Here is a 13,691-nt window from a genome sequence, read left to right on the forward strand (position 1 = left end):
TTACAATGTTTTTTTACCAACTATTATGGTAGATAAACCCATGAGGTTAAAGATGGATTTGTCTATAATTTTTATAATGGGTACAAGTGTGTTATAAAGTTTCATTTGTTCTTTAGGGATTGTTTTATTCTTTAAAATTTTTCCGCTAATATACCATCCAAATATGCCTATAAAATTAAAATACTGTTTGTGCATTATTTCAAAACTCGATTTTGAAAATACATTGGTAAGAGAAGTTTTATTGTACCTTCTGTAATGTCCCAGTTCTTTGTCAAATTGGTTAAAAAGGCTTTGATATGAAGGAACAAGTATTATTACATGTCCGTTTTGCGCAAGTAATTTATGGCAATTTTGTATGGCAAGTTCATCATTATGTATGTGTTCTACCACATTAAGGGCAAATACAGTGTCGTATTTTTGCAGATGTTTTGCGTAATTTTTTTCAAAATCAGGATCGGTTAAATTTATCATTTCTGTTCCTGAAAAATTTTCAAACGTATGGAATTTCCTCTCTAATTCTAAACAATAATTCGCTCTAATATCGCTTAGGAAAATGTTGAAATTGTCATGTATAAAGAAATTGGAAATATTGCCAATACCGCTTCCTATTTCTAATATATTTCCTTTACAGAAAGGTTTAATAGTTTGATACATCCATTGGTTAAACTTGTTTGCTTTAGAAATAACATCAAGTGTCATAGCCCCAAACACATCTTCTTCTTCAAACTTTATTTTTTCTGTCATGCTTTAAATATGTTATACTTTAAAATACAGTAAATGGCACGTACACCATCTTTCCAGCCTATTTTTTTTCCTTCTTCGTAGGTTCTTCCGTAGTAAGATATGCCTACTTCATAAATTCTAATATTCTTTATTTTTGAAATTTTAGCTGTAACTTCTGGTTCAAAACCAAAGCGTTTTTCTTTTAAAACCAAAGGTTTAATAACTTCTTTTTTGAAGAGTTTGTAGCAGGTTTCCATATCTGTAATATTTATTCCTGTAAATAAATTTGAAATAAATGTTAGGAATTTGTTTCCTATGGTATGGAAAAAGAAAAGAACTCTATGGGGTTTTCCGCCAACAAAACGAGAGCCGTAAACAACATCGGCAAAACCGGCTAGCATGGGTTCTAATAGAAGGTTGTATTCCTTTGGGTTGTATTCGGTATCGGCATCTTGAATGATTATAAAATCGCCATGAGCTTCAAAAATACCCGTATGTATAGCGGCTCCTTTGCCTTTGTTTTTTTCATGGCTTAAAATTTTTAATGCTATGTCTGGGTTCTTTACTTGAAAGTTGTTAATGTAAGCAAGTGTATTATCGCTTGAGCAATCATCAATAATAATGATTTCTTTATCTACATTTTCAATAAGTTTTACTTGTTTTATTTTTTCAAGAATCAATTCAATCGTATTCTGCTCATTGAAAGTGGGCATTATTATAGATAATTTTTTATTCACAAGTACAAGTTTAGAATTTAACAATTATAAATTAAACAGTAAGGCTCAATTTATTTAGGGATTTAAAATTATTAAAATGACTTAAAAGCCCTAGAGATGCAAACATACAATAAAGTGGAAGTAGTGGGACTAAAAAACGAGATGCTGATAATGGACCTGTTAATAATGTGATGTAAATTATTATAAAAAAAGAAAGCCATAAAACAGGGGGAGCAGTTTTGTAATTAGTAATCCAAAATTTACTAAAACCGTATAATTTAAGTAAATTAAAGATAAGAATTATTGGTAAAAACAATATGATTATTATTGGTTGTTTCTTGAAGTAATTGAACGCTCCAGTTACGCCGTTGCTGTTAAGATGCTCCAAAAAACCTACTTCACTTTTGCTGTTAAAATTAAAAAAGTTATACAAATCAAATCTGCCCGGGTCTATAAACATTCTAAAGCAGCCTTTAAGATGAAACCAAGTGTAGCTTAAAAAATCTTTTTTAATATACTGCATAGAAAGCGATTTTATTGCTTGTTGTTTTTCTTTGTAAGAATCTAATTGAGCTATCTCTTTGTTTATTTTGTCATTTACTTTATAGGCATAATCTTCATTATATTTGTTGGTTTGAAAATACAATAAATTGTAGTTTTTTAAAGCCAAATTTTGGATACTGGAAAATTCAAAATGCCCTGTCCTATGCTTGTTCCAAGACATATACATTACTAAAGCTAAAATTGGAATTAAACTAAAAAAAGATGCTTTTGATATATGTTTAGAAAGCCATATGCAAATAAAAATATTAGGGATAACAAACAAATAAAATACGGGCTTGGTTAAAAACAATAGTACAATGATAAATTGAAAACCTAATAGCCACCCCAAAGATTTTTTTGCAATTGAATTTTGAAAGGCATAGCACAAAAGAATAATTAAAAATTGTAAAAGCATCTCGCTCATTAAATAATTTGCGTAAATAAACTGGCTTATAGATACTGCTATTAATACTACAAACATTTTATGCTTGTTAGCAATGTTGAAGTGTTTGTTAAAAATACGAATAGTCAATAAAACACTAAATATTGAAAGTGCATTTTGAACAAGTAGCACCAATATTTTAGATTTAGTAAAAAAAGAAAAAAGTAGTATAAAGAGTCCATAAACGGGTGGCCTTTTTGTAAAGTTTTCAAATACAATAGGCTCGTTTAAGTTACCACAATAAAATATAAACTGATTTTTTATATTTTCAACTAGGTTGCAGTAATCGTAAGAATCTTCAAGAAAAAAATTGCTAAGAAAAACTTTTGTAATAAAAAAAATGAGGTGTATAACAATTAGAAAAATTAATACGGAACGGTTGTTTTTTAAAAAGCTCATTTTCTTATAAAATTCAAAAGTATTAAATTTTCGTTTAAATAACTGACATAATATCATATATACCAATTTGGCGTTATTTTTGCTATATTGGTTTTAGGATTATTAAAATTTAAAAAAGAAAATAATGATAGGATATTATATATTAATAGGAGCTATTGCGCTTGTAAGCTGGTTGGTTAGCAGTAAGTTGAAGCGTAAGTTTGAGCAGTATTCTAAAGTACAATTACGAAATGGAATGAGTGGTGCCGAAATTGCCGAAAAAATGTTGGCAGACCATGGTATTACCGATGTTGAGGTTATTTCAACCCCAGGACAGTTAACGGACCATTACAATCCAAAAAATAAAACCGTAAACTTAAGTGAATCGGTTTATAACCAACGCAACGCAGCTGCGGCAGCGGTTGCAGCACACGAATGTGGACATGCTGTGCAACATGCGCAGGCGTACGAGTGGTTAAAAATGCGATCTGCATTGGTGCCTGTAGTTAGTGTAACTTCAGGAATGTCGCAATGGGTGGTTATTGGAGGCTTGCTGTTAGGTGCTGCTGCAGGAATAGGAATTGGTTATTATGTAGCGGTTGCTGGTTTGATCATGATGGGATTTGCAACGGCTTTTAGTTTTATAACATTACCTGTTGAGTACGATGCCAGTAATCGTGCCCTTGCTTGGTTAAAAAATAAAAATATGGTATCCCAACAAGAATACGCAGGTTCGGAAGATGCACTTAAATGGGCAGCAAGAACTTATTTAGTGGCCGCTATTGGTGCTTTGGCATCATTAATCTATTGGGCGCTTCAGGTATTTGGAGGCTCTAGAGACTAAATAATTTTATACAAATAATTAAAAAGAACCGAATTCTTAATTTTAATGTAAGAATTCGGTTCTTTTTTATATCTTTAATTTAGAAATCTTAACTAAATAAGTATTTATGGAAAACTTAGTTGAAAACAAATTAATGGTAAGCGAACTTTCAGAAGCTGATAAGGTTGCTTTTTATAAGAAAACCTATTCGCATGTGGCGGGTGGTGTTTTGGTGTTTATTCTTTTTGAATACCTACTGCTTCAAAGCGAAGCGGTTGTGAGCTTTGCGCTATCTATGACCCAAGGGTGGCGTTGGTTAATTATGTTAGGTGGTTTTATGTTTATAACCAATTACGCTGAAAGAATGACCTTGAAAACACCCGATAAAAACAAGCAGTACCTTGCGTATGGTCTTTATATCCTTGCTGAAGCCTTTATTTTTGTACCGCTTATTTATATTGCTGCATTTTATATGGAATCGGGTCCGGAAATTTTAAACCAAGCAGCTATTGTAACTTTGGCATTATTCACAGGTTTGTCAGCCATCGTTTTTGTAACTAAAAAAGATTTTTCCTTTTTAAAAGCAGGTTTAACTGTTGGGTTTTTTATAGCTATTGGGCTAATTTTAGCAGGCTCATTATTCGGGTTTAATTTAGGGCTTTGGTTCTCGGTTGGTATGTGTGTATTGGCTGCGGGTTCTATTTTATATCAAACTTCAAACTTGGTGAATAAATATTCAAACGATCAATATATTCCAGCAGCGTTGGGCTTGTTTGCTTCGTTGATGCTTCTGTTTTGGTATGTGCTTAGTATTTTTATGTCTAGAGACTAAAACCAGATAAATTATAACTTTAAAGCTCTGATATGTTTCAGGGCTTTTTTGTTTCTTTACTTTTTCTATTAAATTTCAATAATGAACAATCCTTTAGAATATTATAATAAGCATTCAAAAATCTATAAAGCAGAGGTTCAAAAACGATATAAAGACATGACTATGTTAAGTGTTTATCGTCTTTTGGTTTTTGTACTAACAGGTTTTGGCATTTATGTCATGTATGGAATTTGGCAAGTAGCAGTAGTTATTGGTGTTGTTGGTATTGCTGTTTTTCTGTATTTATTGTCAAAATACAACGATGTTAAAATGAAAAAGCAGTTTAATGAAGCTTTAACAATCATTAATGAAGATGAAATTGAAATCGCTTCAGGTAATTTTCACAACAGAGATGCTGGTTTGCAGTTTCAAGACCCCAATCATTTTTATAGTTTGGATATCGATTTGTTTGGGCGTGGTTCATTTTTTCAATTTATAAATAGAACCACTATCAACGAAGGCACCCAAAACCTTGCCAATGCTTTAAAAGCAAATCATATTAAGGATATTGTTTCACGTCAAGAAGCCATTAAAGAATTAAGTTCAAAACCCCAATGGCATCAACATTATTCGGCAACATCAAATTTGGTATCAGTTGAAACCCCTGCTAAACAAATTATTAATTGGTTACACGGTTACAAGTCCTTTTTGCCAAGAATTTTCAAATGGTTGCCTTTAGTTTTTGCCTTGGGGTCTATAAGTGTTATTGTATTAGGTGTTTTCAATATATTAAACGCTGTTTTTATGGGGTCCTGGTTGGTTTTAGGTTTGGGGATTTCAGGGGTTTACTTAAAGAAAATAAATGAGTTGGCATCCAATACCGATAAGGTGAAAGAAACGTTTCGCCAATACGCAGCACTTTTAAAATTGATTGAAAATGAATCGTTTTCATCAGATATTCTAAAACAAAAAGAAGAACAAATTCAACAGGAAGGAAAAAAAGCTTCAGACATTTTCAAAGAACTTTCAAAGGCGATGGATGCTTTAGATAACCGAATTAATTTAATATCGATTATCTTCGGAAATGGTTACTTTTTATTAGATATCAAAAACAGTTTTTTTATTGAACAGTGGATTAAAGAACATGCAAGTAAAGTAGCGGATTGGTTTGAAGTGGTGTCGTTTTTTGATGCCTATAATTCCTTAGGAAATTTTGTGTTTAATCATCCCGAATTTGTTTTTCCAAGTATTGAAGCAAGTGAAGTCGTGATTAAAGCTGAAAACTTAGGGCATCCGTTATTGAAAAAAAACAAACGTGTGGACAGTAATTTAACCATAGAACATGAACAATTTTTTATAGTTACAGGCGCCAATATGGCTGGGAAAAGTACTTTTTTACGAACTGTATCTTTGCATATTGTTATGGCAAATGTTGGCTTGCCCGTTTGTGCAACATCGAGCCGCTATTCACCAGTAAAATTGATTACCAGCATGCGTACCACCGATTCGTTAACCGATGAGAGTTCATATTTCTTTTCAGAATTAACGCGTTTAAAGTATATTGTAGATGCCATTGAAAAAGAACCTCATTTTATTGTTTTAGATGAAATTTTAAAAGGCACCAACAGTACCGATAAAGCCATTGGTTCTAGAAAGTTTGTTGAAAAATTAGTAGCTTCAAATGCCACGGGCATTATAGCAACACACGATTTAAGTTTGTGTGAGATTGAAAAGGAGTTGGACGACGTTAAAAACTATTATTTTGATGCCGAAATAATTAACGACGAACTTCATTTTGATTATACCTTAAAAGAAGGTGTTTGTAAAAATATGAATGCCTCTTTTTTATTGAAAAAGATGAATATTGTTTAATTTAGGGGGCAGGAAGGAGACCGAAGATGGAAGACAGGAGGATGTGTCTGCGACTTTGTGAGAAACTTTTAACCTTAAACTTGAAACATTGAACTTTAAATCTAAACTTCCTAATGTGGGCACCACCATTTTTTCGGTAATGAGTGCTTTGGCAACCAAGCACAATGCCATTAATTTGTCGCAGGGTTTTCCAGATTTTGATAGCGACCAAAAATTAATTGATTTGGTAAATCGTGCTATGAATTCTGGTTATAACCACTATGCGCCTATGTCAGGTAATTTAGAGCTTCGCGAAGCCATCTCTAAAAAAATCGATTCGCTTTATGGTACAACGTACCATCCAGAAAATGAAATAACGGTCACAGCAGGTGCAACACAAGCCATTTTTACCATCATTTCAACGTATATAAAACCAGGTGATGAGGTTATTATTTTTAAACCAGCCTATGATAGTTACCAGCCCAATGTGGAATTAAACGGTGGTGTGGTAGTGCCTATACAATTGCAAGCATCCAATGATTTTAAGGTAGATTGGCATGAAGTGAAAGAGAAAATCAATAATCAAACTAAAATGATTATTATTAATACGCCCCATAATCCAACGGGAACCGTTTTTTCAAAAGACGATATGCTTCAGTTGGAAAATCTAACCAAAAACACTAACATCATGGTGTTAAGTGATGAGGTTTACGAACATATGATTTACGATCACGAATCACACCAAAGTGCTTGTTTGTTCCCTGGTTTAAAAGCAAGAAGTTTTGTAGTGGCATCGTTTTGTAAAACCTTTCACAATACGGGTTGGCGCATTGGGTATTGTTGTGCGCCAAAGGAACTTATGCAGGAATTTGTAAAAGTGCACCAGTTTAATGTGTTTTGCATTCACCATCCCACTCAAAAAGGGATTGCCGATTATATGCAAGAGCCAAAATATTATTTGGAATTATCAGGATTTTACCAGAAAAAACGGAATTTATTTCTTAATTTAATCAAAGATTCCAAGTTTAAATTTACAGCATCAAAAGGTACCTATTTTCAAGTGCTAGATTATTCAGGAATAACCCAAGAATACGATGTGGATTTTGCTAAAAGACTAACCATGGAATCTGGAATTGCCTCAATTCCTTTATCTGTTTTCAATAGCAATAATTTAGATAATAAAGTACTTCGATTTTGTTTCGCTAAAAAAGACGACACATTAAAAAGAGCTGCAGATGTTTTAAATAGTATCTAGAGTGTTAAATTAGTCTTAATATTAGTGACTTCCCTAACTTTTATAAGTCTAAAATAATAGAATTATAAACGTAATATATGAGAATGAAAAAAATAATATCAATATTGTCATTAGTGCTTTTAATGGCTTGCGGAAGCAGTGAAAAAGTCATTATGGAAGATGGAAGGGTTTACGAGGTTAAAGGCAGCAAGTTTTTTAGCAATGGTGTAAATGTAACTGAGCAGTTAACAGCCAATGAGAAAGAAATTATAAAAACAAATTTGCAAAAGCGTTTGGAGGCTGAGAAAATTGCCAATGAAAAACAAGAAACTATTGAAGCTGAGCAACAACGGCTTGAAACCATACAAGAAGAAGCAAAGAGAAGACAAAAAGTATTAGAAAAAGAGCAAGAGTTGTTGGAAGAAAAATTGGAAGCAAAAGAAGATGCTCGAAATGATTTTTTAGAAGCTAAAGAACGTTTACAGAGCAAACAAGAAAAATATCAAAGGCTAAAAGATAAGGGAAAGCTATCACCATTGGATGAAGAAAAATGGAAAGCCAGATTCTTAGATTTAGAAGCAGATATAGAAGAAGCCAATCAAATACTTAAAAACTTAAAATAACACAGCAATGAAAATTTTTACCACCATTTTATTATTTATATTTAGCATTAGTTTAAATGCACAAGAAGTTAATTTTAAAGACACCACTTATAAAATTAAGGGAAAAACCATTTTACAAGATGGGGTAGATGTAACAACAACACTTTCTGTTGAAGACCAAGCAGGCGTTTGGGAGGCATTTAATAAGGAAAAAGCGTTGGATAAAGAACGAAAAGATGGTGAAAAAGCTATAAAAAAGGCTGAAAAGGAACAAAAAGCAGCAGAGAAGAAGCAGAAAAAGGCCGAAAAAGAATTAAAAGCCAAAGAAAAAGCACAGTCTAAATTTGAAGATGCAAATGATGATCATGCCGATGCTGTAAAAAAATATGAAAAGCTAAAAAAGAAGGGTAAATTATCGCCTAACGACGAAGAAAAACACCTTGAGAAAATAAAAGATTTAAAAGAAGATATTGAAAAAGCAAAACGTAAGCTTTAGTTTTTAGTTAAAATATGCAAGACCAACTTAAAGTAACCTTAATACAGTCCAATTTGGTTTGGGAAAACCCGAAGCAAAACCGAAAAAACTTTGCAGAAAAAATGGAAAGTATTTCCAACGGCGTAGATGTTATTATATTGCCAGAAATGTTTTCATCTGGGTTTACAATGAAACCAGAGCGTGTAGCAGAAACCATGGATGGAAAAACGGTTGTTTGGATGCAAAACCAAGCTTTAAAAACAGGCGCAGCCATTGTTGGAAGTCTTGTTATTTCGGAAGATGGAAATTATTATAACAGACTGCTTTTTGTAGAACCTTCAGGTAGTATTTCAATTTACGATAAGAGACATACGTTTACCTTGGCAGGAGAAGATAAAGTTTATGCGGCAGGCAAACAGAAAGTTATTGTAGACTATAAAGGTTGGAAAATTTGCCCCATGGTTTGTTATGATTTGCGTTTTCCCGTTTGGGCAAGAAACGTAGAGAATTACGATGTATTATTGTACGTGGCCAATTGGCCAAAAGCAAGAATTTTAGCTTGGGATACCTTATTAAAAGCACGTGCTATAGAGAATATGAGTTACGTAGTGGGCGTAAATCGTGTAGGTTTAGATGAAGCCCAAAACGAATATTCAGGAAATTCGGCGGTGTATGATGTTTTAGGCACAGATATTTCTGCTATTAAACCAAATAAAGAACAAACTGATGTGGTTACTTTAGAGCGCAACCACATCAATTTTTACCGTAATAAACTCAAGTTTTTAGACGATAAAGATGTATTTACTCTGAAGTAAACTCCAAAGTTTCGGGGTACCCCCAATCGGCACGCACTTCTATTTCTTTAAAATGGCTTACGCGCTCGGGTTGTATTTTTTTAAGATAGCTACCCGTATCATATTTACCATTGCCATTAGTATCGTGTATAACTCTTATGTAATACGTGCTGGGTTGCAAGTTTAAAAAATCGACAGTTTCTTGTTTTGTCGTGTACCTTTCGGCTTTTATATCACCTTTTTCTGTAGTTAACTGAATAATAAGCGGATAATTTGCATTCACCAAAGTGAAACGCACAAAGCCAAAATCAGATGCTTTTCTGGTACTTAAAGAATATTTTAAAGTATCGTTTTTGTTGTCAAAAAAATCGGTAAAAGCTTCTGGTAAAACCATCATTTTATAGCTATTGTCATCCGTTTTTTTAAAGTTGAAAACATATGAATTATTTATAGAATCAAAAACGGTAGTGAAATCAACTTTTGTAGAATCTTTATTGATAAGATTCACCTTTGAAGCATCAAAATGAACAAAAGGAATGCTTCCTCGTATTTTAAAAGGTTCTTCCAAACCAATAGTTCCAGAAGGCATCGCGTTAATGGTTAACGAGTCTTTTTTCTGTTTTCTAATTTTTACAGTGTAATCTTTATCAAAATTGCTATGCGTTATGTTTAAAATAAGCGAATCCACTTCTAGTTTAGGTTTATACCAATAATAAAGCGTGTCCGTTTTTACATCTTTGGTAATACGCGCATTAAAATCTGCAGGGATTTCAGATTTAATGTTCACCTTCATTTTGCTAAAATCGCCTTCATAACCAATAGCTATTTTTTGTGTAGCAGCTATTTGTGGTCTGTTGGCTTTAAAATCCAGCTCTTCATTAAATAATCTAAGTGTATAGCTCGAGTCGGTAGGAACCGTAATAAAGCTTTTGTAAAAACCTATTTGGTCGGTTTTTTGCTGAAATTTATTATCGCCATTGCCATCTTTCAATGCCATAAGCATGTATCTTCCAGCTTTAATATTATCAATAGAAAAGGTGGTAACACTATCTAAAGTGTTGGTAATGTATTTCGGTTTTTCTTTGTAAATAATAGAATCGGTAAAGGTGGAGTCTACCTCATAAAGTGCCACATTTACAAACGTTTCAGGTTGCCTTTTTAAAGCGTCAACAATATTCCCTTTTACACTTAGCGAGTCAATATAACTTCCTGTGGAAAATACATATCTGTAATATGGATATGGATTTCCTTCGTTGTTATCGGTAATGCTATTTCCAAAATTGAACGCATACGTTGTATTAGGTTGCAGGGTGTCAAAAATTTTAATGGTAATGTATTTACTAGCACCACCAAGTGGCGTAATTTCGGGTTGGGTGTTCATGGGTGGCGAAATAATAAGCTGCTTCTGTACGTCTTTAATTTTTACATACTCATCAAAATAAATTTTAATCACCTTGCCATTAAAGTTTGTATTAAAATTTTCAGGAATCTCGTCTACAATTTTAGGAGGCGTTTCGTCTTTTGGACCTCCATCGGGCGTTCCTCTATTGGCACAGTTTACGAAAACAAGGCCTAAAAAAATCAATAAAATAAAACTTGAAAGGGTTTTGTTCATCGCCAATTTTAAATTTTGTACAAACCTACATAATTTTAAAGATATAACGGTTAACTCTTTAGGCTATTGCTATGGTGGCAACACTTATTTTTATGTTTTTAGCATGGTTCAATATGCTTATGCAAGCTTCTAAAGTAGCGCCCGTGGTAATAATATCATCAACCAACAAAATGTGTTTGTTTTCTATGGTTTCAGGATTTTTTATAGCGAACAATTCATCGGTATTGTTCCAACGTGACAACCTGCTTTTAATGGTTTGAGATTGGGTATTGGTCACTTTTATAAGTACATCGTCTACATAATCAGCATCCAAAGCTTTAGCAATTTGTTGTCCGAATTTGGCAACCTGGTTGTACCCCCGCTTTTTAAGCTTCTTTTTATGTAACGGCACCGGGATAACCATATCAATAGATTTATAGCCATCTAAAGATTTTAGTTCACCACCAAGCCAATTTCCTAAGGCATATCCAATTGTTTCGTAGCCTTTATACTTCAAATTATGCACAAGCTGCTGTACCAATCCCTTTTTTTCAAACCTAAAAAGCGCCGTGCCGTTTTCAATTTCAGCACGTCCATAAAGCACTTTTTTAACCGCATCGTCACCGTCAAAATGAAAATTGGTAACGGGCAAATCATGTCTGCAACTCACACAAATCGTATCTTCATGGTCATGCAATAGGTTAAGGCACGCATAACATACTTTTGGGAATAGCAAATCAATGACATATTTAAGCATAATATAACAATTATTATTTGGGCGTTACCACAAGGGTCGGGCTTTCCGCACTCGCTTTTTTGCTCCTACCGTCGCAAAAAGAGCTCAAACAAATGCTTCAATCCCTAACGCATTTAAAAATAAGCAAATTCACAGGTAATTTTTACTAAAGAACGCATTTAGTTTGGTGCGGTTTTTTATTTTTGCACCATGGCAAATAACGACGATCAATTTAAAAAAGTAATCTCTCACGCAAAGGAGTATGGTTACGTGTTTCAAAGTAGTGAAATCTACGATGGATTAAGTGCAGTTTACGACTACGCACAAAACGGTGCAGAACTAAAGAAAAACATTCGCGACTACTGGTGGAAGGCCATGGTGCAAATGAACGATAATATTGTAGGTATAGATGCAGCCATTTTTATGCATCCAACCACTTGGAAAGCTTCAGGGCACGTTGATGCGTTTAACGACCCATTAATTGACAATAAAGATTCCAAAAAACGCTACAGAGCCGATGTGTTAATTGAAGACTATTGTGCTAAAATTGAAGCTAAAATTGACAAAGAAGTTGAAAAAGCTGCCAAACGTTTTGGCGATGCTTTCAATAAAGAAGAGTTTGTTACTACAAACACCCGTGTTGTAGAATATCAAGAAAAAATAAACGCAACGCTTTCACGTATGGCAAAATCCTTGGAAAACGAAGATTTAGCCGATGTTAAAGCCTTAATAGAAGAATTGGAAATTGCCGACCCGCTTACGGGCTCTAGAAACTGGACCGATGTAAAGCAATTCAACCTTATGTTTGGAACAAAACTAGGGGCGTCTGCTGAAAATGCAATGGATTTATATCTGCGTCCTGAAACGGCTCAAGGTATTTTTGTTAACTTTTTAAACGTTCAAAAAACAAGCCGTTTAAAAATTCCTTTCGGAATTGCACAAACAGGTAAAGCCTTTAGAAATGAAATTGTAGCAAGACAATTCATTTTCAGAATGCGTGAGTTTGAACAAATGGAAATGCAATTTTTCATTAAACCAGGAACCCAAAAAGAATGGTTTGAGCACTGGAAAGAAACCAGAATGAAATGGCATTTAAGCTTGGGCATGGGTACCGATAATTACCGTTTTCACGACCACGAAAAATTAGCACATTACGCGGATGCTGCTACCGATATTGAGTTTAAATTCCCATTCGGGTTTAAAGAATTGGAAGGAATTCACTCTAGAACCGATTTTGATTTAAGCCAACACGAAAAATATTCAGGTAAAAAATTACAGTATTTTGACCATGAAGACAATGCGAGTTACACCCCGTATGTATTAGAAACGTCTATTGGTTTAGACCGTATGTTTTTAGCGGTTTTCTCAAACTCTTTGGTTGAAGAAGAATTAGAAAACAACACCACACGTACCGTTTTAAAATTACCAGCAGTTTTAGCACCAATAAAAGCAGCGGTGTTACCATTGGTTAAAAAAGATGGTTTGCCAGAAATAGCAAAACAAATTGTGGATGATTTAAAGTGGGATTTCAGCGTAGATTATGATGAAAAAGATGCCGTGGGGCGTCGTTACAGAAGGCAAGATGCCAACGGAACGCCGTTTTGTATTACTGTAGATCATGATACTTTAGAAAACAATACCGTTACCATTCGTCATAGAGATTCTATGGAGCAAGAACGTGTGAAAATTGAAGATTTAAGAGACATTATCAAACAAGAAGTGGATGTACGCTCTTGGTTAATGAAAATGTAACGAACGCAGAGTTTGTCATGCTTGATGTGTCACCTTGAGCGCAGTCGAAAGATTGTTTTTAACATCTCATTTCTGTCTAGTCCTAAATAACCGATACAGATTATTAAAGGATTAAATTTATAAATTAAAGCTGAACAATATTATCATTGTTCAGCTTTTTTGATTTGTATTGTTTTCTTTTCAATTGATTTTGTTCGTGCATTTGTACTGGTGTTAA

13 protein-coding genes are annotated in these 13,691 nt (G+C 33.6%); 8 read left to right on the forward strand and 5 right to left on the reverse strand.

All coding sequences use genetic code 11. The features are described 5' to 3' along the window. From ACGK9U_RS10200 to ACGK9U_RS10210, 3 genes are read right to left on the reverse strand one after another with little or no spacing between them, the layout of a single operon-like run. Window positions 1–744, reverse strand: coding sequence for a class I SAM-dependent methyltransferase (locus ACGK9U_RS10200; protein ID WP_394466271.1), 744 nt, complete (start codon window positions 742–744; stop codon window positions 1–3). Then, window positions 741–1,436, reverse strand: coding sequence for a glycosyltransferase family 2 protein (locus ACGK9U_RS10205; protein ID WP_394466272.1), 696 nt, complete (start codon window positions 1,434–1,436; stop codon window positions 741–743). The genes ACGK9U_RS10200 and ACGK9U_RS10205 overlap by 4 nt, the downstream gene beginning before the upstream one ends. Window positions 1,437–1,491: 55 nt before the next feature. Continuing rightward, complete coding sequence (locus tag ACGK9U_RS10210; protein WP_394466273.1) at window positions 1,492–2,463, reverse strand: hypothetical protein; 972 nt, start codon at window positions 2,461–2,463, stop codon at window positions 1,492–1,494. A gap of 484 nt (window positions 2,464–2,947) precedes the next feature. Here ACGK9U_RS10210 and ACGK9U_RS10215 point away from each other — a divergent pair, with 484 nt between their 5' ends. The 7 genes from ACGK9U_RS10215 (at window position 2,948) to ACGK9U_RS10245 (ending at window position 9,413) form a co-directional block, all read left to right on the forward strand. Then, the gene (locus ACGK9U_RS10215) at window positions 2,948–3,646 is read left to right on the forward strand and encodes a zinc metallopeptidase (protein WP_394466274.1); all 699 of its coding nucleotides are present in this window, start codon (window positions 2,948–2,950) and stop codon (window positions 3,644–3,646) included. A gap of 106 nt (window positions 3,647–3,752) precedes the next feature. Next, a complete protein-coding gene (locus ACGK9U_RS10220) occupies window positions 3,753–4,457 on the forward strand; it encodes a Bax inhibitor-1 family protein (protein WP_394466275.1) in 705 nt (234 codons plus the stop codon). An 81-nt stretch (window positions 4,458–4,538) separates the two neighbouring features. Further along, window positions 4,539–6,308 carry a DNA mismatch repair protein MutS gene (locus ACGK9U_RS10225; protein WP_394466276.1) on the forward strand — a complete coding sequence of 590 codons (1,770 nt, stop codon included), beginning with the start codon at window positions 4,539–4,541 and terminating at the stop codon, window positions 6,306–6,308. A gap of 88 nt (window positions 6,309–6,396) precedes the next feature. Further along, a complete protein-coding gene (locus ACGK9U_RS10230) occupies window positions 6,397–7,542 on the forward strand; it encodes a methionine aminotransferase (RefSeq protein ID WP_394466277.1) in 1,146 nt (381 codons plus the stop codon). Between the two features lie 83 nt (window positions 7,543–7,625). Then, complete coding sequence (locus ACGK9U_RS10235; RefSeq protein ID WP_394466278.1) at window positions 7,626–8,144, forward strand: hypothetical protein; 519 nt, start codon at window positions 7,626–7,628, stop codon at window positions 8,142–8,144. Between the two features lie 7 nt (window positions 8,145–8,151). After that, window positions 8,152–8,619, forward strand: a complete 468-nt coding sequence (locus ACGK9U_RS10240; protein ID WP_394466279.1) for a hypothetical protein — start codon at window positions 8,152–8,154, stop codon at window positions 8,617–8,619. 14 nt (window positions 8,620–8,633) lie between these two features. After that, a complete protein-coding gene (locus ACGK9U_RS10245; RefSeq protein ID WP_394466280.1) occupies window positions 8,634–9,413 on the forward strand; it encodes an amidohydrolase in 780 nt (259 codons plus the stop codon). On the opposite strand, the gene ACGK9U_RS10250 is transcribed toward ACGK9U_RS10245, so the two are convergent. Next, the gene (locus ACGK9U_RS10250; RefSeq protein ID WP_394466281.1) at window positions 9,400–11,007 is read right to left on the reverse strand and encodes an Ig-like domain-containing protein; all 1,608 of its coding nucleotides are present in this window, start codon (window positions 11,005–11,007) and stop codon (window positions 9,400–9,402) included. The genes ACGK9U_RS10245 and ACGK9U_RS10250 overlap by 14 nt on opposite strands. A 58-nt stretch (window positions 11,008–11,065) precedes the next feature. Beyond that, complete coding sequence (locus ACGK9U_RS10255) at window positions 11,066–11,743, reverse strand: ComF family protein (protein ID WP_394466282.1); 678 nt, start codon at window positions 11,741–11,743, stop codon at window positions 11,066–11,068. 189 nt (window positions 11,744–11,932) lie between these two features. On the opposite strand from ACGK9U_RS10255, the gene ACGK9U_RS10260 reads away from it, so the two are divergent. Continuing rightward, the gene (locus ACGK9U_RS10260; protein WP_394466283.1) at window positions 11,933–13,474 is read left to right on the forward strand and encodes a glycine--tRNA ligase; all 1,542 of its coding nucleotides are present in this window, start codon (window positions 11,933–11,935) and stop codon (window positions 13,472–13,474) included. Window positions 13,475–13,691: the final 217 nt, after the last annotated feature.

The organism is Mariniflexile sp. HNIBRBA6329 (assembly GCF_043558645.1).
GTDB lineage: Bacteria > Bacteroidota > Bacteroidia > Flavobacteriales > Flavobacteriaceae > Mariniflexile.

Excerpts from the sequence above, each read along its gene's own strand:
- ACGK9U_RS10240 (WP_394466279.1), top strand. The coding sequence starts at position 8,152 with ATGAAAATTTTTACCACCATTTTATTATTTATATTTAGCATTAGTTTA.
- ACGK9U_RS10205 (WP_394466272.1), bottom strand. The coding sequence starts at position 1,436 with ATGCCCACTTTCAATGAGCAGAATACGATTGAATTGATTCTTGAAAAA.
- ACGK9U_RS10255 (WP_394466282.1), bottom strand. The coding sequence starts at position 11,743 with ATGCTTAAATATGTCATTGATTTGCTATTCCCAAAAGTATGTTATGCG.
- ACGK9U_RS10215 (WP_394466274.1), top strand. The coding sequence starts at position 2,948 with ATGATAGGATATTATATATTAATAGGAGCTATTGCGCTTGTAAGCTGG.
- ACGK9U_RS10220 (WP_394466275.1), top strand. The coding sequence starts at position 3,753 with ATGGAAAACTTAGTTGAAAACAAATTAATGGTAAGCGAACTTTCAGAA.
- ACGK9U_RS10235 (WP_394466278.1), top strand. The coding sequence starts at position 7,626 with ATGAAAAAAATAATATCAATATTGTCATTAGTGCTTTTAATGGCTTGC.
- ACGK9U_RS10260 (WP_394466283.1), top strand. The coding sequence starts at position 11,933 with ATGGCAAATAACGACGATCAATTTAAAAAAGTAATCTCTCACGCAAAG.
- ACGK9U_RS10210 (WP_394466273.1), bottom strand. The coding sequence starts at position 2,463 with ATGTTTGTAGTATTAATAGCAGTATCTATAAGCCAGTTTATTTACGCA.
- ACGK9U_RS10250 (WP_394466281.1), bottom strand. The coding sequence starts at position 11,007 with ATGAACAAAACCCTTTCAAGTTTTATTTTATTGATTTTTTTAGGCCTT.
- ACGK9U_RS10245 (WP_394466280.1), top strand. The coding sequence starts at position 8,634 with ATGCAAGACCAACTTAAAGTAACCTTAATACAGTCCAATTTGGTTTGG.
- ACGK9U_RS10225 (WP_394466276.1), top strand. The coding sequence starts at position 4,539 with ATGAACAATCCTTTAGAATATTATAATAAGCATTCAAAAATCTATAAA.
- ACGK9U_RS10200 (WP_394466271.1), bottom strand. The coding sequence starts at position 744 with ATGACAGAAAAAATAAAGTTTGAAGAAGAAGATGTGTTTGGGGCTATG.